The organism is Sphingobacterium mizutaii (assembly GCF_900187125.1).
In the GTDB taxonomy this organism is placed as follows: domain Bacteria; phylum Bacteroidota; class Bacteroidia; order Sphingobacteriales; family Sphingobacteriaceae; genus Sphingobacterium; species Sphingobacterium mizutaii.
Map to the genome: position 1 here is coordinate 416,468 of NZ_LT906468.1, position 25,594 is coordinate 442,061.

22 protein-coding genes are annotated in these 25,594 nt (G+C 40.9%); 13 read left to right on the forward strand and 9 right to left on the reverse strand.

Translation table 11 applies throughout. The features are described 5' to 3' along the window. Position 1 precedes the first annotated feature (1 nt). The 4 genes from CKW03_RS01860 to lepB are packed head-to-tail and all read left to right on the forward strand — an operon-like array spanning position 2 to position 3,873. Entirely contained in the window at positions 2-922 is a 921-nt protein-coding gene (locus CKW03_RS01860; RefSeq protein ID WP_093101582.1) for a ParB/RepB/Spo0J family partition protein, read from the forward strand. Beyond that, a complete protein-coding gene (locus CKW03_RS01865) occupies positions 922-1,668 on the forward strand; it encodes a DUF5683 domain-containing protein (protein WP_093101584.1) in 747 nt (248 codons plus the stop codon). Before CKW03_RS01860 ends, CKW03_RS01865 begins: the two co-directional genes overlap by 1 nt. Before the next feature lie 15 nt (positions 1,669-1,683). Further along, a complete protein-coding gene (gene dapB, locus CKW03_RS01870) occupies positions 1,684-2,427 on the forward strand; it encodes a 4-hydroxy-tetrahydrodipicolinate reductase (RefSeq protein WP_093101585.1) in 744 nt (247 codons plus the stop codon). A 3-nt stretch (positions 2,428-2,430) separates the two neighbouring features. Then, the gene (gene lepB / locus CKW03_RS01875; RefSeq protein ID WP_093101587.1) at positions 2,431-3,873 is read left to right on the forward strand and encodes a signal peptidase I; all 1,443 of its coding nucleotides are present in this window, start codon (positions 2,431-2,433) and stop codon (positions 3,871-3,873) included. 70 nt (positions 3,874-3,943) lie between these two features. Here the strand turns inward: lepB and CKW03_RS01880 are convergent, their stop codons facing one another. Then, complete coding sequence (locus tag CKW03_RS01880) at positions 3,944-4,660, reverse strand: pyridoxine 5'-phosphate synthase (RefSeq protein WP_093101616.1); 717 nt, start codon at positions 4,658-4,660, stop codon at positions 3,944-3,946. Positions 4,661-4,768: 108 nt separating this feature from the next. Here CKW03_RS01880 and cdaA point away from each other — a divergent pair, with 108 nt between their 5' ends. From cdaA to CKW03_RS01895, 3 genes are all read left to right on the forward strand, one after another. Continuing rightward, positions 4,769-5,563, forward strand: a complete 795-nt coding sequence (gene cdaA, locus CKW03_RS01885; protein WP_169918969.1) for a diadenylate cyclase CdaA — start codon at positions 4,769-4,771, stop codon at positions 5,561-5,563. Between the two features lie 105 nt (positions 5,564-5,668). Beyond that, positions 5,669-6,577 carry a DUF1338 domain-containing protein gene (locus tag CKW03_RS01890; RefSeq protein WP_093101588.1) on the forward strand — a complete coding sequence of 303 codons (909 nt, stop codon included), beginning with the start codon at positions 5,669-5,671 and terminating at the stop codon, positions 6,575-6,577. Between the two features lie 3 nt (positions 6,578-6,580). Then, positions 6,581-9,502 carry an FAD-binding and (Fe-S)-binding domain-containing protein gene (locus CKW03_RS01895; protein ID WP_093101590.1) on the forward strand — a complete coding sequence of 974 codons (2,922 nt, stop codon included), beginning with the start codon at positions 6,581-6,583 and terminating at the stop codon, positions 9,500-9,502. Between the two features lie 76 nt (positions 9,503-9,578). Here CKW03_RS01895 and CKW03_RS01900 read toward each other — a convergent pair whose 3' ends face one another. The 5 genes from CKW03_RS01900 to CKW03_RS01920 all read right to left on the reverse strand — a co-directional run bounded on the left by CKW03_RS01900 (position 9,579) and on the right by CKW03_RS01920 (position 14,220). Next, the gene (locus CKW03_RS01900; RefSeq protein WP_093101619.1) at positions 9,579-10,424 is read right to left on the reverse strand and encodes a DUF2911 domain-containing protein; all 846 of its coding nucleotides are present in this window, start codon (positions 10,422-10,424) and stop codon (positions 9,579-9,581) included. 86 nt (positions 10,425-10,510) lie between these two features. Continuing rightward, positions 10,511-11,785, reverse strand: coding sequence for a sugar MFS transporter (locus CKW03_RS01905; protein WP_093101591.1), 1,275 nt, complete (start codon positions 11,783-11,785; stop codon positions 10,511-10,513). Positions 11,786-12,055: 270 nt separating this feature from the next. Further along, complete coding sequence (locus tag CKW03_RS01910; RefSeq protein WP_093101593.1) at positions 12,056-12,481, reverse strand: hotdog fold thioesterase; 426 nt, start codon at positions 12,479-12,481, stop codon at positions 12,056-12,058. Then, positions 12,471-13,007, reverse strand: coding sequence for a DinB family protein (locus tag CKW03_RS01915; RefSeq protein ID WP_093101594.1), 537 nt, complete (start codon positions 13,005-13,007; stop codon positions 12,471-12,473). The genes CKW03_RS01910 and CKW03_RS01915 overlap by 11 nt, the downstream gene beginning before the upstream one ends. Then, positions 12,988-14,220: a sensor histidine kinase gene (locus CKW03_RS01920; RefSeq protein WP_093101596.1), complete on the reverse strand. Its 1,233-nt coding sequence runs from the start codon at positions 14,218-14,220 to the stop codon at positions 12,988-12,990. The genes CKW03_RS01915 and CKW03_RS01920 overlap by 20 nt, the downstream gene beginning before the upstream one ends. A gap of 78 nt (positions 14,221-14,298) precedes the next feature. Here CKW03_RS01920 and gltX point away from each other — a divergent pair, with 78 nt between their 5' ends. The 3 genes from gltX (at position 14,299) to CKW03_RS01935 (ending at position 17,696) form a co-directional block, all read left to right on the forward strand. Then, positions 14,299-15,828, forward strand: a complete 1,530-nt coding sequence (gene gltX / locus CKW03_RS01925; protein WP_093101598.1) for a glutamate--tRNA ligase — start codon at positions 14,299-14,301, stop codon at positions 15,826-15,828. Between the two features lie 23 nt (positions 15,829-15,851). Then, the gene (locus CKW03_RS01930; RefSeq protein WP_093101599.1) at positions 15,852-16,727 is read left to right on the forward strand and encodes a sugar phosphate isomerase/epimerase family protein; all 876 of its coding nucleotides are present in this window, start codon (positions 15,852-15,854) and stop codon (positions 16,725-16,727) included. Positions 16,728-16,895: 168 nt separating this feature from the next. Then, positions 16,896-17,696: a hypothetical protein gene (locus CKW03_RS01935; protein ID WP_093101601.1), complete on the forward strand. Its 801-nt coding sequence runs from the start codon at positions 16,896-16,898 to the stop codon at positions 17,694-17,696. A 49-nt stretch (positions 17,697-17,745) separates the two neighbouring features. Here the strand turns inward: CKW03_RS01935 and CKW03_RS01940 are convergent, their stop codons facing one another. The 3 genes from CKW03_RS01940 to dapF form a co-directional block, all read right to left on the reverse strand. Then, positions 17,746-18,222 (reverse strand): hypothetical protein, encoded by a 477-nt coding sequence (locus tag CKW03_RS01940; protein WP_093101602.1) that lies wholly within the window; start codon positions 18,220-18,222, stop codon positions 17,746-17,748. Between the two features lie 509 nt (positions 18,223-18,731). Further along, positions 18,732-21,611, reverse strand: coding sequence for a DEAD/DEAH box helicase (locus CKW03_RS01945; RefSeq protein WP_093101604.1), 2,880 nt, complete (start codon positions 21,609-21,611; stop codon positions 18,732-18,734). A gap of 76 nt (positions 21,612-21,687) precedes the next feature. Then, complete coding sequence (gene dapF / locus CKW03_RS01950; protein ID WP_093101605.1) at positions 21,688-22,476, reverse strand: diaminopimelate epimerase; 789 nt, start codon at positions 22,474-22,476, stop codon at positions 21,688-21,690. 190 nt (positions 22,477-22,666) lie between these two features. On the opposite strand from dapF, the gene CKW03_RS01955 reads away from it, so the two are divergent. The 3 genes from CKW03_RS01955 (at position 22,667) to CKW03_RS01970 (ending at position 25,592) form a co-directional block, all read left to right on the forward strand. Further along, positions 22,667-24,205, forward strand: a complete 1,539-nt coding sequence (locus CKW03_RS01955; RefSeq protein ID WP_093101607.1) for a Do family serine endopeptidase — start codon at positions 22,667-22,669, stop codon at positions 24,203-24,205. A gap of 594 nt (positions 24,206-24,799) precedes the next feature. After that, positions 24,800-25,240, forward strand: coding sequence for a low molecular weight protein-tyrosine-phosphatase (locus CKW03_RS01965; RefSeq protein ID WP_093101610.1), 441 nt, complete (start codon positions 24,800-24,802; stop codon positions 25,238-25,240). A gap of 4 nt (positions 25,241-25,244) precedes the next feature. Continuing rightward, positions 25,245-25,592 carry a hypothetical protein gene (locus tag CKW03_RS01970; protein ID WP_093101611.1) on the forward strand — a complete coding sequence of 116 codons (348 nt, stop codon included), beginning with the start codon at positions 25,245-25,247 and terminating at the stop codon, positions 25,590-25,592. The last annotated feature ends 2 nt before the right edge of the window (positions 25,593-25,594 follow it).

The following is a 25,594-nucleotide window of genomic DNA, read 5'->3' on the forward strand; positions in this document are numbered from 1 at the left end:
TATGGCAGCACAACAGCGGAAAACAGGATTAGGCAAGGGTTTGGGGGCATTGCTTCAGCAAGAAGTGATCAGCAGTCCTAAAGACAAGACGGCCGATGTTCCTGCGAGCAAGACACCGAGCTCTCCTGCCGGTAGCATAAACTTTATTAAAGTAGAACAGATATCGATCAACCCTTTTCAGCCTAGGACAGATTTTGATGAAGGTGCCCTGAGGGAACTGTCAGAGTCTATCGAGGTACAAGGTTTGATCCAACCTATCACCGTACGTCAGATCGGAAAGAATGAATACCAATTGATTTCTGGTGAAAGAAGGTTGAGAGCATCCAAATTGGCCGGTATTACCGAAATCCCTGCTTATGTAAGGACTGCAAACGATCAACAGATGCTAGAAATGGCTTTGATCGAGAACATTCAACGAGAGAACCTGAATGCCATTGAGATTGCATTGAGTTTCCAGCGTATGATCGAAGAGTGTAGTCTGAAACAAGAGGAGTTGGGTGACCGCGTGAGCAAGAACCGTTCTACGGTGACCAATTACCTTCGTTTATTAAAACTTCCTCCTGTGATCCAGGCGGCAATCCGTGATGGCGATTTATCCATGGGACATGCTAGGGCCTTGATCAATGTCGGAGAGATCGATAAGCAATTATTTATTTTCAAAGAGATTGTTGAAAAAGGACTGTCGGTTCGTAAGGCCGAGCAATTGGTCCGTGAGGTTCAACAAGCTAAGGATAAAAAGCAAAAGGGCAAGAAAGAGGCTCCATTGACTTTTCAATATCAAAAGATTGAGGATGACCTGGCTTCAAAATTTGCCACTCGTGTAAAATTGAACGTGAAATCTACGAAAGGAAAAGGAGCCATTGAGATTCCTTTTAATTCGGAGGATGATTTGAGCCGAATTTTAGAGTTGTTAGACTGGTAATGTATAAATTTTTACTGCTCTTTGGGATGATCTTTTCTTTTACTTGCCTCAAAAGCCAAGTGAAAGATACCATTCCTGACTCTACGAAGATGGTTCAAGTGCAGGACTCTCTGAAGAAAGCGGCACAAGATACTGTCAAAAAAGAGACTCGCGCAGAACGGAAAGCCAGAATAAAAGCTGAAAAGGAGCGCGAGAAATTTTATTATAAGGATATCCGTAAGGATTCGGCAAGGTTGGCAATCGAAAGATTGACCAGGATAGCATGGAAAAGGTCTTTGATATTACCTGGTTGGGGACAATATACCAACGGAGGCCTTTGGTGGATTAAAGTTCCAGTAATCTATGGAGGATTTGTGGGTGCAGGTCTGACCTTTAATTACTGGCAATGGTACTATAAGGAGTTCTTAAATGAGTTACAGTACCGGGAAGAATTTGGACAGCCTTCCAATCATGAATCCTTAGGGATCAATAGTAGCTGGACTGTTCAGGGCTTGGTCCAACAGAAAGATTATGGACGTAGGAACCGAGATCTGACGATCTTGCTGACTGTAGGTTGGTACGGATTGAACGTGGTTGAGGCCTACGTGGATTCAATCTTAAAAAACCGTTGGAATATCAGCAATGATCTAAGTTTTAAAGTTTCACCGACTTTACTTCCAAATTACGCTTATACACCGGGTATGGGTACTTTTTCTGGAAATGGATTTGTATCTCCGGGTTTGAAAATGACCTTTACCATTAAATAAAAACCAATTAACTATATGAAAATCGTTTTATTAGGTTATGGAAAAATGGGGCAACTGATCGAGCGCTTCGCCATGAAAAGAGGGCATGAGGTGGTTCTGATCGTTGATGAAAGAAATAGGGACAGCATTACTTCTGAAGATCTGGAAGATGCAGATATGGCTATTGATTTCAGTACTCCTAATGCAGCCTTAGAAAATATCAGTCTTTGTTTTGAATCCAACCTGCCATTAGTAGTTGGTACTACCGGTTGGTACGAACATTTGGACGAAGTAAAAGACACTTGTTTGGAAGCTGATCAAGCTTTGTTATATGGCTCTAATTTCAGTATTGGAGTGAATATCTTCTTCCATATCAACAAGATGTTGGCAAAGGCAGTCAATCCCTATAAACAATACGATGTTCAGGTTGAAGAAATCCACCATATCCATAAATTAGACGCGCCAAGCGGCACAGCAATCACCATTGCTGAAGGAATTTTGGAGAACAGTGATGAAAAGAAATCCTGGGTCAATTCGGTGGAGGGATCAGGCGAGGAAGTTATTCCAAAACCAAATGAATTGCTGATTGAAAGTTTGAGGATAGAAGAGGTTCCTGGTACCCATACCGTGCTGTACAGCTCAGAGGTTGACCAAATCGAATTTAAGCATACGGCCCATAGCAGGGAAGGTTTTGCTTTGGGTGCGGTTATTGCGGCTGAATGGCTTTTAGGTAAAAAAGGGTTCTATCAGGTGACTGAAATGTTTGATTTTAATAAATAATATATGTGGTATATCATTTTAGCCATATACATCATTGGTTCTGCTTACGGACTTTACTTATTGTATAGGAAAGCAGGCAAGCAAGGATGGGAAGCTTTTGTTCCTGTTTATGCACAATATGTCATGGCGCAATTGGTCGGAAGGCCGACTTGGTGGATAGTGTGGCTATTTGTTCCGATTGTAAATATCTTTATTGGGTATGATCTCTTATTAAACCTGATCAAATCTTTTGGGAAACGTAGATTTTGGGAAAATGCGGCTGCAGTCTTAGTTCCATTTATCGTATTGCCGATGTGGGGCAGAGATCCTAATGTGAAATATCTAGGACAGTCCACTACCGAAGAATTCAAAAAGAAATATCCATATAAAAAATCAGTAGCTAGGGAATGGGCAGATGCCATTATTTTTGCCACAGTTGCCGCTACATTGATCCGTGGCTTCTTAATTGAAGCTTATATGATTCCTACTGGATCTATGGAAAGAAGCCTTTTGGTTGGTGATTTCTTATTTGTAAGTAAATTGAACTATGGCCCTAGGGTTCCGATGACTCCTTTGGCATTTCCATTTGCGCACCATACCATGCCAATCACAGGGGGTAAAGCTTATTCTGAAGCAATCAAAATCCCGTATAAGAGACTTCCGGGATTTCAGGATATCAAAAGAAATGACGTGGTTGTCTTCAACTACCCAATGGAAGCTGATGCACCATTCAATAGACCTATCGATAAACGAGAAAATTATATTAAGCGTTGTGTAGGGATGCCAGGGGATGTTATTTCCATGGAACGCACGAAACTGTTTGTCAATGGAGAGCCTGCTTTTACAGATGAGGATTTTCAAACCAACTATTTGGTGATCACTGATCCGAATGGTCTTAACCTGCAGAAATTGTTGGATATGCGTATCGAAATGGACATGCTGTATACAGATCCAAGTATGGGCCAGTATGCGATGCACATGACGAAATCTGAGGCTGAAGAAGTGAAGAAATGGTCTAACATCAAAGAATTTAAAGAGATTGTTTATGAGCCCGGGGATGCCAATCCAGGTTTCCAAGCTTTCCCAATGTATACCAATGGGATCATTTGGAACTATGATAACTTTGGGCCAATCCAGGTTCCTAAAAAAGGATGGACCGTGAAATTAGATTCATTGACGGTGCCATTGTACGAAAGAGCTATTTCAGTATATGAAGGGAATACTTTTGAAAAGAAATCGGATGGCTATTATATCAATGGACAGAAGGCCGACAGCTATACTTTCAATATGAATTACTATTGGATGATGGGGGATAACCGCCATAATTCATTGGATTCGAGAGGCTGGGGTTTTGTGCCGGAAGACCATATTGTCGGTAAAGCCTTGTTTACTTGGTTGAGCTGGGACGAAAATGGTTCATTCCTGTCCAAAATTAGATGGAATAGAATCTTTAGACCGATTCATTAAGGTCGTAATAAAATAGAAATGGGAGTCAGCAGAAACTGGCTCCCATTTTTTATTTGAGGCTTTGTCTATTCTATTTCAGACAAGCTAAGTATCTTTTGATGGTTTCTTCCAGACCTAGGTACAGGGCATCGGAAATCAAGGCATGGCCGATACTGACTTCCAATAGTCCAGGGATATTCTGATGGAAATACTGTAAGTTATTGAGGTCAAGGTCATGGCCTGCATTTAATCCCAAGCCTACCTTTTGGGCGGCTAGTGCGGCCTTGACATAAGGTTCGATTGCTTGTTCGGGATTATTGGTAAAATCGGTTGCATAAGCTTCGGTGTACAGTTCAATACGATCGGTTCCGGTTTCAGCGGCAGCCTCTACCAATTCTTCCACTGGATCGACAAAGATGGAAACTCGGATTCCTTTATCTTTGAAAAGCTTCACCATTTCAGACAAATAGTCACGATGCTTGATGGTGTCCCAACCATGGTTTGAAGTTATCTGTCCTTCTTCATCAGGAACCAAAGTAACCTGTGCTGGGATATTGGCAAGGACCAAGTCTATAAATTTCTGCTCGCGGCAATTACCTTCGATATTAAATTCTGTACTGATATTAGCTTTTAGGTCATAAACGTCCTGATAGCGGATATGCCTCTCATCAGGTCTTGGATGTACGGTAATTCCTTGTGCACCGAATTTCTCACAAGCCAAGGCTGCAGCAAGAAGGTTTGGAACATTTCCACCACGGGCATTTCTCAGGGTAGCGATTTTATTGATATTTACAGAAAGTTTAGTCATAGTTTTGCTCCTTTTTACAAATTTACTGTTTTGCACTGCCATATTCCTATCATTTTATGATTTTAAATAGGTTCATCAATGGATAATATTTTTTAAATTGCAGGAAGTATGGATGGTTTGGACTTCAATCTATTAAGTGGCTTCAGGCTACTGGATTTCATCGATATATTGCTCGTGGCAATTATCATCTACTATGTCTATAGCTTGATCAAAGGGACTATAGCCGTAAATATCTTGATCGGTGTGGGTTTGTTTTACGGTATCTATCTAGTTGTAAAGCAGATGGAGATGCGCCTATTGACCGAGATATTCGGTGGATTTATCTCTGTAGGATCCATTGCATTGATTGTCGTCTTCCAGCAGGAAATACGTCGCTTCCTTTTACATATCGGTAAAAATATCTCCCTGAGACGGAAAAAGTTCTTATGGTCCATCTTTGGTGGTAAGAAATCTACCCATAGAGAGAATGTGGAATTTATCAAGCCTATTGTAGAGGCTTGCCAGAATATGTCCAAGTCGAGAACCGGGGCACTTTTGGTGTTTTCAAGGTATTTTGATGAGGAATATTACCAGACCAGTGGGACCGTGATCGATGCGCCGATTTCCAAAAGATTATTGGAGAGTATATTTTTCAAAAATTCCCCATTGCACGATGGTGCAGTCATTATTGTAGACAACAGGATCATGACCGCGAGTTCGGTACTTCCATTGTCGGATAGTGAAGATCTGCCGCCGCAGTTTGGTCTGAGGCACCGAGCAGCAATCGGTGTTACGGAAGTGTCTGAAGCTGTCGCCGTTATTGTGTCGGAAGAAACCGGAGAGATTTCCTTCGCAAAGGATGGAAATATCAATATGAACCTGACCGCGGAGGAGTTGGAGAAGATTTTAGCGGAAGAATTGTAGTTTTCCTGAATAATATTTTTTGTTATCTATTTTTTACTGAACAATAGTTTTTGTTTGATTATTTTTAGATAACTTTATTCAAATTATAAGACTAAATTCATTGTTATGCATTTCGACGAAAAAAAGCCTATTGATATAGTGTTGAACGATTTGTTTGAACATTACCGAGCGAATGTTTCAGATGTAGATAAGATCACCAAAGCGCTGCTTGAGCGTGGGGTGGTACAATCGCAAGCTGACATCGTAAATGACCATATTGCATTCCGTACTTTAGGTGTCCCGAATTTAGGAATTGCTTCCTTCGAGAAGATCTTCCTTTCTTTTGGCTACAAAAAGATGGATTACTATTATTTTGAAGGCAAGAAACTAGACGCACATTGGTATGCACCCCCAGCGGATAGCTATCCTAGAATATTTGTTTCCCAATTAAGGGTATCTGAGCTGAGCCAAGCCGCCCAAGAAATCATCTTGAAATATACTGCAGCAATTACTTCTGACCCTGTAGATCAACTTGATTTGAACAATGGACAGCAAGTGGCTGACTTCTTGCAGAAACCTTTATGGGACCTACCTACTTCCACTGAATATGAAACCCTGCTTGCAGAAAGTGAATATGCTGCTTGGGTTATCTATAATCGCTATTATTTGAACCATTATACCATCTCAATCCATGAGTTGAAGGATGGATATAATACCCTAGAAGAGTTCAATGCATTTTTGGAAAGCATTGGTGTTAAATTGAATACTTCTGGTGGCAAGATCAAAACAAGCGATGATAAACTCTTGAGACAAAGCAGTACCGTTTCAGCTTTGTATGACGCCAATTTTGCCGATGGTAAAACATTGGAAATTGCAGGTAGTTATGTAGAATTTGCTGAACGTAGTGTTTTGCCCCAATTTAAAGATTTAGCCAAAGCGGAAATCAAGCGAGAGCATCGTCGTGACGGCTTCGAAACGAACAATGCCGATAAAATATTTGAAAGTACCTATACATCACAAATTAAAGGATCATAACTTATGGAAGAGCAGTTAACCCTGCTTTCAGAACAACTAAGTGGTGAACTATATTGGGATGAAAAGATGCGTCTGTTGTATGCAACAGATGCGTCTGCTTATCGTGAGTTGCCACTTGCAGTAGCTTACCCCAAAGATAAGCAAGACCTTCTTTTGCTTATTAAATTTGCCCGAGAACAAAAGACTTCATTGATTCCAAGGACTGCAGGGACCTCGTTGGCAGGACAGGTCGTGGGAGCTGGAATCGTGGTGGATGTCTCTAAGTATTTTACCGAGATACTGGAGGTCAATCCAGAAGAATCTTGGGTACGGGTTCAGCCGGGTGTAATCCGCGATGAACTGAACCTTTTCTTAAAACCATATAAATTATATTTTGGCCCCGAGACCTCCACGGCAAACCGTGCTATGATTGGCGGTATGGTTGGAAATAATTCATGTGGGTCCAATTCATTGATATATGGAAGTGCACGAGAGCATACGCTGGAGGTCGAGGCCTTGCTGAGCGATGGCACTGAAGTAACGTTCAAAGCGTTGAGCTTTGAAGAGTTTGATAGGAAATGTAATCAACCCGATTTAGAAGGGCGGCTCTATCATGACATCCGCAGTATGCTGGGGAACTATCATAATCAGGAGCAAATCCGTGAGAACTTTCCAAAGCCTTCCATCCATCGTAGGAATACGGGCTATGCTGTTGATATGCTTCTGGAAACCGATCCTTTTACGGCAGGGAAAGAACCTTTTAATTTCTGTAAACTGATCTGTGGTTCGGAAGGTACTCTAGCATTCATTACTGAAATAAAAGTACATGCCAATCCATTGCCGGTAAATCCAAGTGGGTTGCTTTGCGTTCATTTTAATTCTTTGGAAGATGCCCTAAAGGGTAATCTTATCGTGTTGAAGCATCATCCATTGGTCAGTGAACTGATGGATAAATATATATTGGAATGTACGAAGAGTAATCTGGAGCAGTCCAAGAACCGCTTTTTTGTGGAAGGTGATCCTGAAGCAATCTTAATAGCGGAGTATGACGGGGAAGATCAAGAGGCAATCCTGAGCAAGGTAAAGGCTGTTGAAGAGGATCTTTTGGCCCATGGCCTGGGTTATCACTTCCCATTGGTATTGGGAGATGATAAGAAGAAGGTTTGGAACCTTCGGAAAGCCGGATTGGGCTTATTGAGCAATGTACCAGGGGATGAGAAGCCCGTTGCGGTGATAGAAGATACCGCCGTTGATGTGGAGGATCTACCTGCCTATATCAAGGATTTCAATGAGATCTTAACGAAGTACAATCTATATGCGGTTCATTATGCCCATGCGGCAACAGGCGAACTGCACCTACGGCCTATAATCAACCTGAAGACCGAAGAAGGTAATCAGTTGTTTCGTGAAATAGCTCTTGAGATTGCTCATTTGGTTAAGAAGTATCATGGCTCATTGAGTGGAGAACATGGTGATGGGCGCTTGCGTGGAGAGTTTATTCCGCTGATGATCGGAGATCATAATTATCAATTGCTAAAAGAAATTAAAAAAACCTGGGACCCTGAAGGGATCTTTAACCCTGGGAAGATAGTGGATACTCCTTCGATGAATAGTTCCTTGCGATATAAGCCTGGGCAAACTAATCGAGAGATCAAGACCGTATTCAGGTATAAGGGGCAGACTATCTTACAGCATGCTGAACAGTGCAATGGTTCCGGTGACTGTAGAAAGTCGCATTTGTCGGGAGGTACGATGTGTCCTTCCTATATGGCCACAAAGGATGAAAAGGATACGACCAGAGCGAGAGCCAACATTCTGCGCGAAATGCTGACCAATTCGGAGAAGGCAAATCCTTTTGACCATGAGGAAATCAAAGAGGTCATGGACCTTTGCATCAGCTGTAAAGGTTGTAAATCTGAATGTCCATCCAGCGTTGATATGGCTAAGTTGAAGGCCGAATTCCTTCAGGCTTACTACGATAGCCACGGTATTCCATTCCGCTCTAGAATGATAGCTCATGTGGATACTTTAACGCAGTTGATGCAGCCAATATCAGGTCTGTATAATTGGGTTGTGGAGTCAAAACTGACTTCAGGTCTAGTGAAGAATGTTCTAGGCTTTGCTCCTGAAAGGCATATCCCTAAAATTGCTTCGAAGACCTTAAGGAAATGGTTCCAAGGGAAGGATAAACCTTTTTCTGGACATAAAGAACCGATCAAATCCGTTTACTTTTTCTGTGATGAGTTTACCAATTTCAATGATGTTGAGATTGGCAAGAAAGCCATCATCCTATTAGAGAAGTTAGGCTATGAGGTGTTGATGGTGCCGCATGCGTTTTCAGGTAGAGCTCTATTGTCGAAAGGCCTGCTCCGTGAAGCCAAGAAATTAGCGAATAAGAATGTGGAGACCTTCCGTGGCAGGTTGAATTCAAACACTAAGCTGGTGTCAGTGGAACCATCGACTATCTTGACCTTTAGGGATGAGTATGTCGACCTTGTGGATGAACATTTGATCGCTGATGCGGAAAGGATTGCGCCATTTGCATTGACAATCGAAGAGTTTATTTGGGAAGAATATATGGTTGGTAATATTTCATCTAACCAGTTTGTCTCGAAGGAAGAAAACATTCTTTTGCATGGACATTGCCAGCAAAAAGCATGGGGATTGTCACCCATTGTTTCAAAGATCTTGGAAATCCCTGCAAATTATAAGGTCAAGGAGATTCCTTCTGGTTGCTGCGGTATGGCAGGCTCATTTGGTTATGAGAAGGAGCATTATGCGTTATCGATTAAGATAGGCGAATTGGTGCTGTTTCCAGCAGTTCGTGGAAAGTCTGAGAATACCTTGGTTGCGGCTCCTGGAGCAAGTTGTAGACATCAGATCATGGATGGTACGGGAACTGGAGCGCTTCATCCGGTAGAGATCTTATTTAATGCACTTAAATAGAGAAACCTGGAGTTGCTATAAAAGAGAAAGCGGAGGTCGATAACACGGCCTCCGCTTTCTCTTTTAAAATAATTCTTTATTTCTTAGCTGCTTCTAGCGCTTGAGTATTCAATTTCACATACTCTTGGTTGTTGCTCGCTTTTGCAATCGCTAAGCCTTCTTCAGCAGCTTTGATCGCTCCTGCTTTGTCGCCAGCTTTCGCCAAAACAATTGATTTCCAATATTTGATATGTGGCGCTTTGGTGTTTCCTTTGTCAGCTTCTTTCATCCAAGCTACAGTCTTCTGCATATCAATATCATTGCTGAAATAGTACATAGCCGCTTGGAAGTAAGGTTTCTTATCACCTTTCATGGCTTCTTCGATGTCAGCCATGATCTCTTCTTTTTGATCTACAGCGATATTGAAAGAAACTTTTGTTTTTTCCCAGCTTAATGAAAGATCTAATGATTGCTCATGTACATCATCAAATTCAATGGTGAAAGTCTCAACTGGACTTTCTAATGTAGTAGGTTTTACTTTAACGCGCAGGACGTCATCTTCAGCATTGTAGGTATAAGCACCCCACTGTTTTGCATTCGTATTGAAAACAATCGTCCATTCCTCTTTTCCTGGGATGGTAAATAAAGCATAGGTACCAGCTTCTAGTTTTTTACCTTCAATCATAACCTCTGATTGGAATGTGATATTGGTCGCATCATTTGCACCCGTACGCCATATTTGATCATAAGGAACTAGATCTCCAAAAATAACACGTCCTTTAGCACTTGGGCGCTGATAAACCACACTAATCTGTTCGGTTCCCAAATCCTGTAGGATAAACTGGGTACTACTTGGTTGAGGCAGCTTTAATTGTGCTTCAGCTTGTGAAGCCGTCAATACAAGCCCTGCCGCAACAAGGATACTTAATGCTAATTTTTTCATAATCATTTTAATAGAATATTCGAAGATAAGAAAAACTTCAAAAAAACAATGGAGTTAGTACACTAACTCCATTGCCTTGCTTAATTTTAAGCATGTGTCTTTTTCCTGACCTTGTGCCCTGAAACGGCATAGTACAGGATATATAGATAACAAGGTAAAGCGATCCAATAGGCTTGGTGAGCACCTACAGAATGCGATAATGCACCATATAATAATGGGATAACAGCACCACCGGCGATACCCATAACCAAGATACCTGATGCAGCACTGGTGAATTTTCCTACTCCTTTTAAAGCCAATGGCCAAATAGCAGGCCACACCAATGAATTAGCTAGACCTAATAAACCTACCAATGTTAATGATACCATCCCGTCAGTGAAAATAATTCCTACAGTCAAGATGATGCCTAAGATAGCACAAGATTTCAAGGCTGTCTCTTGAGAAAGGTATTTAGGGATGGCAATGATTCCGATGATATATCCGACAACCATTGATCCCATGGTAAATGCCGTAAAGAATTTTGCTGTATTCAATGGAATACCTAAGAAAGTACCATAAGCAATAATCGTATCACCTGCTAAAACTTCTACACCTACGTATGCAAATAATGCGATAAACCCTAATAATACGTGCGGAAAATCAAATATGGATTGTTTGGATTCCGTTAGGTTATGGTGCTCAGCATCCTCTTCCTCATCACCTTTTACCTCTGGTAAATTAGATTTTGAGATCCAAAACCCTAACAATATCAACACTACCACGATTCCTATGTATGGGTTAACAACTTGGAGAGCAATTTTATCTAATGCTATGCTGGTTTCTTCCGGACTCATGCTTGCCAATTGATTCTTCACTTTATCCGCTTCATCCAGTTTAAGGAAATATCCAAGAATGATTGGTGCTAAAGCACCTGCAAATTTATTACAGATTCCCATGATACTAATCCGTTTGGCTGCTGTTTCCACAGGTCCAAGGATCGTAATATATGGGTTGGATGCTGTTTGTAGGATGGCTAATCCACCTCCCATAACGAACAATCCTAATAAGAATAGTATGTATGTTCTAGAATAAGCTGCTGGAATAAACAATAAGGCACCTACTGCCATGATCCCTAAGGATACAGCCATTCCGTTTTTGAAACCAAATTTATTCAATACCCATGTAGATACCGGTGCCATCACCAAGTAAGCAATGTAAAAAGCAAAGGTCACAAAGTAAGATTGCACCTCAGTCAGTTCACAAGCAATTCTTAAATAGGGGATTAATAGAGAGTTTAACCAGGTCGCAAAACCAAAGATAAAAAACAAGGATCCAATGATGATCATTGGCCCTACGGTCGATTGATTATTTTGATTACTCATAAATTTGATTTACAAATTAATAATAAGGTAGCTACAAGGCTAATAAAATAATTCGGTATTTTAAAACGCAAAATAACAAGCAATCGATTGCATTTGGAAGAAAAAATCCATTTATTCCACTGCGTCAAGAGTCTAGGAAGTCAGGGCAGAAGATTTTTTAGTTAATAAAAAAGAGACATTAAGCTAATGTCTCTTCTAAAAACCTAAACCGTATCATAAAACCATATCGCTATGATACAGGCTCAACAGATGTTGGAACAAATTGTTTTTTTAGGCTGTTGGTTTTTTTATCACAGCAATGGTAAGCCTTGAAATGCATACCAGCTGATTACGTTCGTTGTGAATTTGGATGTCCCATACATGGGTAGTCTTTCCGATATGGTAAGCTTTGCAGGTTGCGCGAACCAAACCTTTCGTTACTGGTCTGATATGGTTGGCATTGATCTCCAATCCTACACCAGCCCATTCGTTGGAATCGATGACCATATTGGAAGCTATGCTACCAACTGATTCTGCCAATACACAGGAGGCACCGCCATGCAATAGGCCATAGGGCTGTTTTACTTTTTCGGTTACTGGCATTTCGGCCACAAGGCAGTCCGGAGTGATGGAAACGACCTTGATGTCCAAGAAACCAGTCATATTGATGGCGAAGAGGCCATTAATTTCTTCTAGACTATATTCTCTATACCACATTGTTGTTCAAATTTTGATCTTTTAGATAACGGGATTTCAATAAAGTAACATGGTGGTTTAGGTGTCCTGCAATAATGTATAAGAAGGCTCTCACACTGATCAAGCGATCCGAAGCCATTCCTTTTCTATTTAGTTCTGTGTCATCAAAGGAGTTGAACAGGAACATGTTTGCTTTTCGAAGGTGGACAAATTCTTCAGAGATCTCTTTTAGTTTTCTTTCGTTATGTCTACCATTGGCAACGAATTCGTCCTGCTCAAAAGATGCCAATGCGGTCATATCATTGCGGGCGAACCTCAGGGCCCTGTAGGTCATGATCCGTTCTGCATCTAGGATATGGCAAAGCACTTCTTTGATGGTCCATTTCCCTTCGGCATAAGTAAAAGTGCCCAATTCTTCCGGGATACTCGCAATAAATTCAGGAAAAGATTCGATTTGTTCGTTCAATTCTTCCATAACGTCGCCAGTAATGGTTTCGATATAGTCATTGAAAATCGCTGGGTATTCGTCAGATTTGAGTTGGTTCATAGCGTAAATTACTTTTTAATACAATTCTAAATGTTGTACCTTTTCCTAATTCAGATTCTTTAACAAAAATTTGTCCTCGATGATAATATACCATCCTCTTGGTGAGACTTAAGCCTAATCCCCAGCCTCGTTGTCTGGTGGTATATCCTGGTTGGAAAATGGTTTCCCAATTTGATCTCGGGATTCCCTTTCCTGTATCACTAATGTCTATAAAAATTTCTTCTTTTGCAATGTTTTCCGAAATGTTGACCGTGATTTTTCCTTCTCCTTCAATGGCATTTACAGCATTCTTCAGTAAGTTTTCGATGATCCAGTCAAATACCTGTACATTCAATTTGGCTTCCACCTGTTGGTCTCCAGTTAGCTCAAATGATATCCTTTTACTGGTCCGTACCTTGAAATAATTCACGTAATCTTCTACAATCTTAAAGATGACATGGTTTGATAATGAGGGAGTTGATCCGATCTTGGAAAAACGGTCTGCTACGATTTCCAGTCGCTGCACATCCCTTTCCATTTCGTCCAATAGGGAGTTGTCCTTTCCTTGGTAGGTTATCCTGGCCAGTTCCAGCCAACCCATCATGGAAGAAATAGGAGTACCTAGCTGATGGGCGGCTTCCTTCGCCATACCCACCCAGACTAAATTCTGTTCTGAATCCCGAATAGAATTAAATACGGTATAGGCAACAATCAGGAAAACAGCAATCAAGGATAGTTGTATATAAGGGAAAATCCTCAATTGGCTCAGCGCTTTGGAATCATGGTAGTATACGAGCCACTTCTCGCCGGTATCCAAGGAAATATGGATTGGCGGATGTGCTTTTTTCATTTTCTCTAATTGCTTTTCGAAGTAAGGAGGATCATAGACCAAGGAAATCGACGAATCCTGAGCGGAGGGATGGATATTGGTCTTTGTGCTATCCAGGTCTCTCCAGAAAATGATTTCCCCAGATTCCTTGGTGATAATGGCAGGGAGGGAAAGACTGTCCCGCACGGCGTAGATAAAACTGATGAACTGATCGTCCACATCGGGCATGGAAACAATACTTTGGGTGCTCATAGCCCAGACTTCCGCCTTGGTCCGCTCTGATTTTGAAAGGTTCTTGACTAAATAATTAGAATAAAGCAACGATGCAGCAGCAATTAATGCCGCAAATAAAAAAAGGAAAAACTTCCATTGTTGTTTATTGTACCGATAGGGATGTTGCTTCATAACTCTTCAATTCAACCAAATTAATCATTTTAAGATTGCTACGAGAAAGAAAAGTAATAATTGCTTAATTTTGTGTTTATGAGTTCAGACAAAAAAGTAAGGGTCCGCTTTGCACCTAGTCCTACAGGCGGATTACATTTAGGCGGCGTCCGTACCGCATTGTTCAATTATCTTTTCGCGAAACACCATAATGGCGAGTTCATCTTACGTATTGAAGATACCGATCAGACCCGTTTTGTGCCCGGTGCCGAAGAATATATTATGGAATGTTTAGCATGGTGTGGTTTGAATCCTGACGAAAGTCCTAACCAACCCGGCAACTTTGGTCCTTACCGTCAAAGCGAACGTAAGCCTTCGTATAGGAAGTTTGCTGAAGAACTTGTGGAAAAAGGGTATGCGTATTATGCCTTTGACACTGCTGAAGAACTAGAAGAACAGAGAAAGATACATCCTAACTTTCGCTATGCCCACGATAACCGCATGAGTTTAAGGAATTCCCTTTCCCTAGAGAAAGAGGAAACAGAACGCTTGTTGGCCGAGGGTGCTGCACATACCATCCGTATTAAGATGCCAGAAAACGAAGTAGTATCCTTTAATGATATGATTCGTGGTCGAGTGAGCTTTGAGACAAATCTTGTTGATGACAAGGTTTTGTTAAAAGCTGACGGTATGCCTACCTACCACCTAGCGGTTGTGGTTGATGATAGAGCCATGGAGATTTCCCACATCTTTAGAGGTGAAGAGTGGTTGCCATCGGCGCCAGTACATATCTTATTATGGGAATACCTAGGTTGGAAAGATGAAATGCCTAATTGGGCGCATCTTCCATTGATCTTGAAACCTGATGGAAATGGTAAATTAAGTAAACGCGATGGCGACCGTTTAGGATTCCCGGTTTATGCGATGAATTGGAATGATCCTAAAACAGGTGATCTGACCACCGGATTCCGTGAAAGAGGCTTCCTTCCTGAGGCATTTGTCAATATGCTTGCGCTATTAGGTTGGAACGATGGGACCGAACAAGAGCTGTTTGATATGGATGAGCTGATCCAGAAATTCTCTGTGGAGCGTATCAGCAAGGCCGGTGCTAAATTCGACTTCGAAAAAGCGAAATGGTACAACCAAGAATGGATTAAACGTGCTCCTAATACAGAACTTTTGTCAGAAGTGAAGGCAGTATTAGAGAAACATGCTGTTCAAACAGCGGAATATGGAGATGATTTTGTGGAAACTATTCTTGATTTAGTTAAAGAAAGATTAACTTACATAGAAGATTTTTGGGAGCAAGCGTCATTTTTCTTTCAAAAGCCAGCAAATTACGATATCGATGCAGTAAAACCTAAGTGGAATCAAGACAAGACATCTTTCTTTAACGAAGTAACCGATCTATTCAAAGATCAGTCCTCATGGGATGCTGCAACACTTGAGCCTCTTTTCAAGCAAAAGATCGCGGACTCAGGGATGAAGATGGGTGAATTGATGATGCCATTCCGTATCATGTTGGTTGGAGGGAAATTCGGTCCTGATGTATTCAAGATTGCCGAGGTATTAGGCAAGGATGAAGTCATCGAGCGAATCCAGTTAGCTGTGCCAAAATTTCAAGACTAAGAACTCAACTTAAATCAAATTATATGAAACAACTTAGTAAATTGTTTGTAGGATGCATGGCAGTTGCCTTGGTAATTTTCTCATCCTGCTCTAGCAATGTCCCTGCGGCAAAAGGAACCGCAAAGGCCAAAGGACCATTTCCTGAAGAAAAGTTAGGCTGGCATTTAGGTTCTCAAGCTTATACCTTCAGATTGTTTTCTTTTGCGGAGGCATTGGATAAGATCGCTGCGGCAAACCTACGTTATGTAGAAGCCTTTCCAGGCCAAACGGTAGGTGGCGGTAGCACCGAGAAAATGACTTATGAACTATCACCTGAAGGACGTCAATTAGTAAAGAAACTTTTAAAAGATAGGGGAATTACTGTACATGCTTATGGTGTTGTTGGTGCAAAGGATGAAGCTGAATGGGAAAAAGTATTCCAATTTGCAAAAGACTTTGATATTAAGGTAATCAATGCCGAGCCAGCGGAAAACCAATTGGATTATATCTCTAAACTTTGCGATAAATACGATATCAAAGTGGCGATCCACAACCACCCAGATCCATCACATTATTGGAATCCTGATGTAGTGCTTAAGGCATTAGAGGGAAGAAGTAAGAGAATGGGAGCTGCGGCAGATGTTGGCCACTGGATGAGATCAGGATTAAATCCTATTGAGTGCCTTAAAAAATTGGAGGGCAGAGTGTACCATGTTCACTTTAAAGACTTAAATGCATTTGGTGACAAAAAAGCACACGATGTAATTTGGGGAACAGGTAAATTAGGAATGAAAGAAGTACAGGCAGAATTAAAGCGTCAGAATTTCAAAGGAATGCTTTCTGCTGAATATGAATACAACTGGGAAAACAGTCTTCCAGAAGTAACTGAAAGCGTGGTTAACTTTAGAGCCGCTCTTTAAGGAATAAATGATTTATTGAATGGGCAATAAGGCGACTTATTGCCCATTTTCTTTTGGGGGCTATTCTTCTTTGGACTTAACCAGATTCACAAATGTTTGGAAATTAACGATATACCCAACTGTAAATTGGGTATATTTATAGTATAGATCATCCCAATCATTCCGTTTATGAGAAATTCCCTGATCAGTTTGTGTATGCTACTTCTTTTATTGATTTCCTGTAAAGAAGGCGCGGAAAACAATAACCATGGCAATATTTTGGAGTTGAAGAACTCTAAGTTCGACGAAGATGTTATGGCTGTTTTTGGAAAATGGATGGTCGAAGAAAATGAAGCCAGCCTTGAATCATTAAAACAACATGAGCTGAGTGATGAGAAGCTGGCATATCGGATTAAAGACCCTGTTATTAGCGCCCTTCATATCCAAGTCCCCAAGGAAGATTTCGGATATCTTCTAGAAAGCTCCTTTAAAGATAGTATCGCTGCCTATGGGCCACTTTTTTTCAAGACTGTTTCCGTGCTGACTGACCTCCATAAAAAACCAGTAGCTTATCAAGCCTTAGCTTTTTATAAATCTAAGGAGACTAGGGACAGCGTACTATCTCTTCTTTATAAAGAATTAGGAGAGCCCAACCTTGAAACGGACGTTAATAAATCTATTGGAATAAAGGCTCAGGAATGGACTTTAAAAGATAGGACCATACAAATTGTACCATTCAATGCCAAAGACTTGAGTTTAGCCTCATCTAGCCCTGACGATTATTATTATCAAGTCGATTTCCTAATGATTGACAATGCTCAGAAAGAAGCTCTCAAAAAGGCACATTATTATGAATTTACGCAGGACATCAATATAGAAGGCAAATTAAGGAGCCATACCTACTTTGACTTGAAGAAGAACCAACTTTTTGCTGATAGGTTTCTGTTGTATAGTGATGAGGAGAAGGATAATAAAGGGGCTGAGCATTAAGCGTTGAAGGATACTTTGTAAGGCGTTAATCAAAGTATCATTTTTTTACTTAATAGTTTGGGGACCATAGTTTCAGTACTTTCCGTTCAGAAGGCGCTTCTTTCCAAACTTCTATCCGATAATGATCATGCGGCTTTTCTGGGTTGTTTTGGTTATAGGGCATGTCCAAGTTATATGAGTAAATCCTAACCCTGTAATCGTCATTGTCAAGTGGAACAGAAAGAATGGTTTCGCTTGTCGGGCAATCTTGTATTTCCATGGCCCCAGTTGTAATTTTCAGGCTCCCTTCTACAATATGGTCGGCATGGGGATCCAATTCTTCATTTGGGGCATTTAAAACTTCAAGCTCGCCCTTCACGATGGAGAAATCATTCTCTACTGATACACCCAGCACATCCATGTCCACCGCTAAGCGCTCCTCAAGAGCCTCGTCACTCCAGAAATCGAGGCTGTCTGTTTCACTGACCTCTGTCTTGTTCACAAGGTAGAACTGACAATATTCCGTGAAAAAATCTAGTTTGTACATTTGAATGGTTTTTTAGGTGTTTGCTGTACTATTATGTAAATATATTTAATTCAGTTATTAAATAATGAGAAAAATTGTAATTGTTTAAACACAAAAGATTAATATGCCTTAAATTCGATAATCTTAAAAGACAATACAGTCTTTTTAAGAAAAAGTGTAACGGTTAAAATTTAATTCAAGATAATATTTGTGTGTATATGGAGGAGGGGAATTTTAATCGTAATCTGCAATTGGAAGTGAAATTTTTGTTCTTGTAGTTTGGCTTAGGTTTTCTTCAAAGAGAGCTAATAATAGATTATGGAAAGAGGGTAAAAATTGCCACTGTCATTTAGTAAGAAGTTAAATTTAGTTTGGCTAGAAGATAAAATTGGGTTAATTGAGGTGTGGGATAAAAGGCAATTACTGTTTCTCAATATAGAAGCATCGATATCCATCAATCCTAGGATAAATACCTGATTTATAAGAAAAATACCTGTGAGCTGCGAATTGTAATATTTAGCAAAATTGGATTAGCTAAATAGTTCATTGATGTCCTCCTTGCTCAGTGATTTCACAAAGCTTTCTTCCGTGCTGATCAACGAACTTGCCAAGGACTTTTTCATACCTTGAAGAGCGAGGATTTTCTCTTCAATACTATCCTTCGCGATGAATTTATAGATGAATACATTTTTAGTCTGTCCGATTCGATGGCTACGGTCTATGGCCTGTTGCTCTACAGCTGGATTCCACCAAGGATCTAAAATGAAAACATATTCCGCTTCCGTTAGGTTCAAACCAACGCCACCAGCTTTGATTGAGATCAGGAAAACTTGGGTTTCTTCATTTTCCTTGAATTCTTTTACGGCATTGTTCCTATCTGTGGTAGATCCATCCAAATAAGCATATCGGATTTTATTCTTGTCGAAGTATTCCCTGAAAATCTGTAAATGCCTTACAAATTGGGAGAAAATCAGGACCTTGTTTCCTTCTTTCAGGATGGAATCCATGGTCTCTATAGCTGCATCAAATTTTCCGGAACCATCCTTGTATTGGCTGTCGATCATCAGAGGGTGGTTTGCCAATTGTCTGAGCTTGGTAAGACCCTGCAATAGGGCGATCTGAGTAGCTTTCCCTGTGAAAGCGCCGTCCAGCAGGGCATTCCTGTATTCCGATTTTACCTTCTCGTAATATTCAGACTGCTCTTCGGTCATGCTGCAGTAGAAGATCTGCTCCGATTTAGGTGGTAATTCCGTTGCAACCTGAGACTTGGTCCTTCGCAAGACAAAGGGTTTAATGATAGCCTGCAAACGTCTAGCCTTCTCCTCATCCTTCTTCTTTTCAATAGCTAGGACAAATTCCTTTTGGAAATAAGTATAACTGCCCAAAAGTCCAGGATTGACAAAAGACATCTGTGACCAGATATCGGCTACTGAATTCTCGATAGGGGTACCGCTCAAGGCTAATTTGTTCTTCCCCTTGATATGTTTGATCGCGGAGAAGGATTTTGACCTTGGGTTTTTGATGTTCTGGCTTTCATCCAGAATAATATAATTGAAGAAAAAACCAGATAATAATTCCTCATCAATACGTGCCACGCCGTAGGTCGTGATCACCAAATCAAAATGGCTGAAAGCAAAATTGTTCTTGCTGCGGTAAGTTCCAGTATGTAACAAGACCCGCAATTTCGGGGTAAACTTTTCTGCTTCCTTCTGCCAGTTAAAGATCAGGGAAGTCGGCACGATCAAAAGGGAGGTCTTAGGCTGGTCAGCGGGTAGATTCTCTTTTTGATGCTGCAATAATGCTAAGGTCTGAACAGTTTTACCCAAGCCCATATCATCTGCCAGAAGACCTCCAAAGCGGTATTCCTGCAAGAAATGGAACCAATTGTAACCAGCTTTCTGGTAAGGGCGTAAAGAGCCCTTAAACTCCACTGGGGCCTCGATGTCTGCAATTTCATCAAACTCGCCAAGCTTGTTCAGCTTCCGTTGCATACTGACTTGTGTATGTTCGGTGACATCGTGTAACAAGCCAATATGTGTTCGATTTAATCGAATGCCTTCCTTTTGGGAAGAAAATTGGAAAAGATGCTCGTATTGTGAAAACCATTCTTGAGGAATGATCGCAATTTCACCATTTGGTAATTCAAATTCCTGGATCCGGTTTAATATATGCTGACGGAGATTGATAAAAGGAATTTCATACTCGCCAAATCTTACGATCGCTGAAATATCAAACCAGTCATTCTTCTCCGTGACCTCAATGCTGATAGTAGTCTTGCCGATCAGGAATTTTTTATCATTATGGTTTTGGACGATGTGGAAACCGGCCTCAGTCAATTCCGAAAGGTGCTCATTGACCCATTCAATGCTGGAAATACGATAGCCATTGATCCCAGTAACAGGCAGGTATGATCCAAATAGGGCATCCGCTCGTTCCAAGCCATAATCTTCTAAGGTCTTGGCTTTCTTTTCCTCCCATTGCAGAGACCTTTTTATTCTGTAGAATTGATGGGAATCCTTTTCCTTGTCATAGACATAGCGAACCGTTACGGGATGCTGTGCACCGGCAGGAAAACTATATTCCCCATATTCAAAATACAATTGCAATTGAGCCTCTTGGTCTGGACTATAGACAATCCTTAGTTGAGGAATCGCCTGTTCCCTATAATTGATGATCTCGAGACCTTCGGCATAAACATGGTGCTTCTCGATCAATGAGGTCACAAAGGTTTCGAAGTATTTTTTCTCCGTATTCCTAGGGATTGAAATAAACCTCTTGTTCAAAAATGGAGTCAATTTCTTGCCCTCCAGTTCCTCATCAAAATGATAGAGAACATTCTCCAAAAGCAACCAGGCCTGTTGATTGACGATCACATCTGCATTCTTGTACATGAATTCCATGCGGAGCCCATCATATTTGAGGGTTGGGAAATAGCGTGTTTCCGTTTCATTCCTTCTGAAATGGAACAAGATGCTGGTTGGTTTATCCGCTATTTTGAGTTCCTGTTCCGCCGGATATCCATCCTTGCTCATCAAGAACAGTGGCTTGTCGCCAATGTTGTTCAGGATGTGCAGCAATCGGCTTTCAATCTTTGGACGGATATGCTCATAGATATTTTGATCAAAGATCTTGGAGAAGTAATCGGCGGGTCGGATGGCTTTCTTATGGAATCTTTTGATCAATTGCGTTTGTTCAATCTCATCACAAAGACGGATCAGTTCGTAATCGATTTCATCCAAAGCATCCGAAAATTCGTCTACGGTATTGCTGAATACCCTTTTATAGGAGAGAGAATAAGATCCATTCTGGTTGAGCTGAACAATATGGGGTTCAATCAGGTAGCCCAAGTAGGGGTGCTTCCCTAATGAGTAAACCAAACGATATGAAGTTATTGTGTCGACCTGCTGCATCCTATAGACTCTGTAGAAAAAGCTACTAATATACGTGTATTAGGTCTTTTTCTCCAAAATTAAGGAGGTTAAATTATTATGAAATATCGATTTTTCCTTGAAATACTTGGATTGCAGGTCCCGAAAGATACACTTTGCTAAATTGATGGCCCACTTTGTGGAAAGAAATGCTAAGCTGCCCACCCAATACCCGGATTGGAATTTGAAAATCACCGTCTTTGCCCGATTTCAAAGCAACACTCATGGCTGAAGCGACAGCGCCAGTGCCACAGGCATAGGTTTCATCCTCTACACCACGTTCAAAGGTCCTTACGAAATATCCGTTTTCTTCCGGTTCGATAAAGTTGACATTGATTCCTTTTTCGCCATAGGTGCTGTTGTTCCGAATGGCATAGCCATCTTGGAAGACATTCTTGTGTGCCAAATCTTCAACAAACTCGACATAATGTGGAGAACCTGTGTTTAGGACAAATGCTTCCCCATCCATGCTGTATTCATTCACGTCAATCATGCCAAGATTTACAATATTTTGCTGAATTTGAGCATCATGCCTTCCGTCTACTGCCAAAAAGACAGTATCGCGTGAGATGATTCCCAAATCTCTGGCAAAGGCTACCAAACAGCGCCCTCCATTCCCACACATGGTGCCTTCCTTTCCATCTGCATTGAAGTAAAGCATTTGGAAATCATAATTATTTGTATCTTGAAGCAGCATTAATCCGTCCCCACCAATTCCAAATCTCCTGTCACAGATCTGCTGAATCAATTGTTGGTTATTGGCATCAAACGAGCCCTTTCTGTTGTCAATCAAGATAAAATCATTACCTGCACCTTGGTATTTATAGAATTGGATTTCTTTTGACATTTTGTTGAGTTTCTGCCGTAAATTTAATATTCTTGTTACAATAAACCGAACTTTTGTTAAATCTTGTTAAATGCCTGACATAGTAGGCTCTCCTTAACATTATTTAACTGACAAAAGTCTTTAAGGCCTTTTGAATGGTATTACATTTGAATTAGGAAACATAAATAAAAAAGTTAGATTAATTATAGATATGAAAAAGATAGGTGCAACTTTATTAGCAGCCATCATAGGAGGAGCCATAGCCGTGGGTGGGTTTAAGCTCTTTGAAAACAAACAGATGGACAACATGACGTTTGAAGAGCGTCAAAAAGTATATTATGCAAACAACCCTGGTGAAGAGATTCTTTCTTCTACAGGAAATCCGGATTTTACCCAAGCTGCAGCCGCAGTATCTCCGGGTGTAGTACACATTCAAGTAACAATGGCAAGCCGCGGTAACCGTGGTGGTGGCGGATCGCCTTTCGATATGTTTGAGGAATTTTTTGGAGTACCACAACAACGCGGTCAGGCTCGTCCTGCAACAGCGTCGGGTTCTGGTGTACTGATCTCTCCTGATGGCTATATCGTAACCAACAACCACGTAGTGGAAGAGGCAGACAAGATCGAAGTGGTCTTGACCGATAAACGTAAATACGAAGCGAAGGTGATCGGTAGAGACCCGAACTTTGACTTGGCCTTGATTAAAGTAAATGCAACTGGCTTACCTATGGTGAAGTTAGGCAACTCAGATAACGTTCAGATTGGCGAGTGGGTTTTAGCAGTAGGTTATCCACTAGGATTACAATCTACCGTTACAGCCGGTATCATCAGTGCTAAAGGCCGTCGTATCGGTATCTTAGATGAACCGACTCAAGGTCGTGGTTATGGAGGTATGGGTCAGCAAGAGCAAATGATCAGCAATGCTGTTGAATCATTCTTGCAAACTGACGCCGTGATCAACAGAGGTAACAGTGGTGGTGCCTTGGTAAACGCTAGAGGTGAATTGATCGGTATCAATTCCGCTATCGCATCTCCAACCGGTACTTATGCTGGATATGGATTCGCTATCCCAATTAACCTTGCTAAAAAGATTGTCGATGACTTCAAAGAATTCGGTAGTGTTAAACGTGGTTATGTGGGTGTAACATTTACTGAAATCAACGATCAGTTACGTGCCGAGAAAGGTATTGAAGATGTAAACGGTCTTTATGTACGTGATGTATTAAAAGGTGGAGCTGCAGAAGCTGCCGGAATTAAATCTGGTGATATCTTGACCAAGGTTGAAGGCCGCGTAATCTATGGAACTCCAGACCTACAAGAATATGTTGCTCGCTTACGTCCAGGTGATAAAGTGAAGATCACTTACAAACGTGACGGTAAAGAGAAAGACGTTTCATTGACCTTGAAAGGTGAGGAAAGCAAACCTAAAACAGAAGATTCAGAATCTAGTGCGTCAGCAACAGAGATCTTCAATAAATTAGGTGCTAGTTTTGTGCCTGCAAGCAATGCTCGCAAACAAGAATTAGGCATCAAATCCGGTGTAGTTGTTTCACAGGTACACAGAGGTGGTGTATTTGAATACTTCGGCGTTGAAAGAGGATTGGTAATTACTGAAGTAAATGGTAAACCAGTAAATAATGTTGATGATGTGGAGTCTGCTCTTGGTAGCACCCGTCGAGACATCGTCCGTATTACCGGTGTACCTGAAAAAGGAAGTACCGTACAATTCAATGTTCCATTGAAATACTAGTAAAAATATTAAAAAGCAAAAGGGGCCCAAGAAATTGTGGCCCCTTTTGCTTTTTAGACTGATAGACATAAGACAATAGACACAAGACCGTAGGAGCTAGCCTAGCGAGGGATTTTATTTGAGATTTCGCGGAATAATACAGTCTAAACCATTAATTTTTTAAATACATGAACTTGTAGTTCTTAAATCGGAGATTTAGAATGACTCGCTCAGTATCCCTCACTCTACAGCATTTCTAATTCTGAACGAAAAGTGAAGAATCTGTATGCTTTTTTTCACGGAAATGCTGTCATCCTTTTGCGAAGCAAATAGGAACCGTTCGCCAAAGAAAGCCTCAGCTGGGAAAAGAGACTTTTAATAACCCAAGAATTGTTCCTACATCCGAGCAGTTCCTTAACCTTCGGTTAAGGATGACATCCAAAAAATAATAAAAGGCTCCAGATTCTTCGCTTTCGCTCAGAATCGCCATATGAGAAAACCATTTCTCATCTCCCTCTATACTGGCCGCTAGAAATTTCTTTTGTCTCATATCTCATATCTCACATCTCATATCTCACATCTCAATACTAACTAGATAATGTTATATTTGAAACCATGAAAATACTAATGGTGTGTTTAGGGAATATTTGCAGGTCTCCGTTGGCTCATGGCATTATGGAGCACATGGTTGCAGAGAATGGATTGTCATGGGAAATAGATTCTGCAGGTACGGGTGATTGGCATGTTGGTCAAGCGCCGGATCGTCGTTCTATCCAAGTGGCGAAAGAAAGAGGTATTGATATTTCAAATCAAAGAGCCCAACATTTTAATCCTTCCCTTTTTTCTAAATACGACCGTATATTGGTGATGGACAAACAAAACTATTCAGACGTAGTGGCAATGGCCGTTTCTGAAGAAGATAAGGATAAAGTTTCCCTGTTTCTGATCGATGATATTGTTCCTGATCCATACTACGATTCAAACATGTTCGTTCCAGTCTTTGAACTGATTGAATCCAGATGTAAAGAACTCATTAAAGACTGGTCAGAAAATTAAATCCATGCAAGCAGCAGAAATAAATAAGAAGTGGGCGGAACTGCAAGGTGCAATCGCCAAAAACTTCGATATGGACATTCCTGACATCAAGGTCATGCTATTCTTGATCGGTGTTCAGGAGTTGGGAAAAGGACCTCAGGAGTTTTCAAAAAGAGAAAAAGAAGAATTGATGCACATCGCAACCTGTAGGCTTTTCAGTAGTTTAGGATTCTATGAACTTGAAGGGCAAGATGAACAAGGCTGGCCACATTGGAAGCTCATTAAGCCGATCCCTAATTACACCCTAATGGAGCAGGAAATGATTATCAAGTCCTTGATAATTGATTATTTTGAAGATGTAAATTTCATTTAATA

What these genes read in the sequence shown, in the direction of transcription:
- CKW03_RS01860 (WP_093101582.1), top strand. Translation starts at nt 2, where the DNA reads ATGGCAGCACAACAGCGGAAAACAGGATTAGGCAAGGGTTTGGGGGCA.
- CKW03_RS01865 (WP_093101584.1), top strand. Translation starts at nt 922, where the DNA reads ATGTATAAATTTTTACTGCTCTTTGGGATGATCTTTTCTTTTACTTGC.
- dapB (WP_093101585.1), top strand. Translation starts at nt 1,684, where the DNA reads ATGAAAATCGTTTTATTAGGTTATGGAAAAATGGGGCAACTGATCGAG.
- lepB (WP_093101587.1), top strand. Translation starts at nt 2,431, where the DNA reads ATGTGGTATATCATTTTAGCCATATACATCATTGGTTCTGCTTACGGA.
- CKW03_RS01880 (WP_093101616.1), bottom strand. Translation starts at nt 4,660, where the DNA reads ATGACTAAACTTTCTGTAAATATCAATAAAATCGCTACCCTGAGAAAT.
- cdaA (WP_169918969.1), top strand. Translation starts at nt 4,769, where the DNA reads ATGGATGGTTTGGACTTCAATCTATTAAGTGGCTTCAGGCTACTGGAT.
- CKW03_RS01890 (WP_093101588.1), top strand. Translation starts at nt 5,669, where the DNA reads ATGCATTTCGACGAAAAAAAGCCTATTGATATAGTGTTGAACGATTTG.
- CKW03_RS01895 (WP_093101590.1), top strand. Translation starts at nt 6,581, where the DNA reads ATGGAAGAGCAGTTAACCCTGCTTTCAGAACAACTAAGTGGTGAACTA.
- CKW03_RS01900 (WP_093101619.1), bottom strand. Translation starts at nt 10,424, where the DNA reads ATGAAAAAATTAGCATTAAGTATCCTTGTTGCGGCAGGGCTTGTATTG.
- CKW03_RS01905 (WP_093101591.1), bottom strand. Translation starts at nt 11,785, where the DNA reads ATGAGTAATCAAAATAATCAATCGACCGTAGGGCCAATGATCATCATT.
- CKW03_RS01910 (WP_093101593.1), bottom strand. Translation starts at nt 12,481, where the DNA reads ATGTGGTATAGAGAATATAGTCTAGAAGAAATTAATGGCCTCTTCGCC.
- CKW03_RS01915 (WP_093101594.1), bottom strand. Translation starts at nt 13,007, where the DNA reads ATGAACCAACTCAAATCTGACGAATACCCAGCGATTTTCAATGACTAT.
- CKW03_RS01920 (WP_093101596.1), bottom strand. Translation starts at nt 14,220, where the DNA reads ATGAAGCAACATCCCTATCGGTACAATAAACAACAATGGAAGTTTTTC.
- gltX (WP_093101598.1), top strand. Translation starts at nt 14,299, where the DNA reads ATGAGTTCAGACAAAAAAGTAAGGGTCCGCTTTGCACCTAGTCCTACA.
- CKW03_RS01930 (WP_093101599.1), top strand. Translation starts at nt 15,852, where the DNA reads ATGAAACAACTTAGTAAATTGTTTGTAGGATGCATGGCAGTTGCCTTG.
- CKW03_RS01935 (WP_093101601.1), top strand. Translation starts at nt 16,896, where the DNA reads ATGAGAAATTCCCTGATCAGTTTGTGTATGCTACTTCTTTTATTGATT.
- CKW03_RS01940 (WP_093101602.1), bottom strand. Translation starts at nt 18,222, where the DNA reads ATGTACAAACTAGATTTTTTCACGGAATATTGTCAGTTCTACCTTGTG.
- CKW03_RS01945 (WP_093101604.1), bottom strand. Translation starts at nt 21,611, where the DNA reads ATGCAGCAGGTCGACACAATAACTTCATATCGTTTGGTTTACTCATTA.
- dapF (WP_093101605.1), bottom strand. Translation starts at nt 22,476, where the DNA reads ATGTCAAAAGAAATCCAATTCTATAAATACCAAGGTGCAGGTAATGAT.
- CKW03_RS01955 (WP_093101607.1), top strand. Translation starts at nt 22,667, where the DNA reads ATGAAAAAGATAGGTGCAACTTTATTAGCAGCCATCATAGGAGGAGCC.
- CKW03_RS01965 (WP_093101610.1), top strand. Translation starts at nt 24,800, where the DNA reads ATGAAAATACTAATGGTGTGTTTAGGGAATATTTGCAGGTCTCCGTTG.
- CKW03_RS01970 (WP_093101611.1), top strand. Translation starts at nt 25,245, where the DNA reads ATGCAAGCAGCAGAAATAAATAAGAAGTGGGCGGAACTGCAAGGTGCA.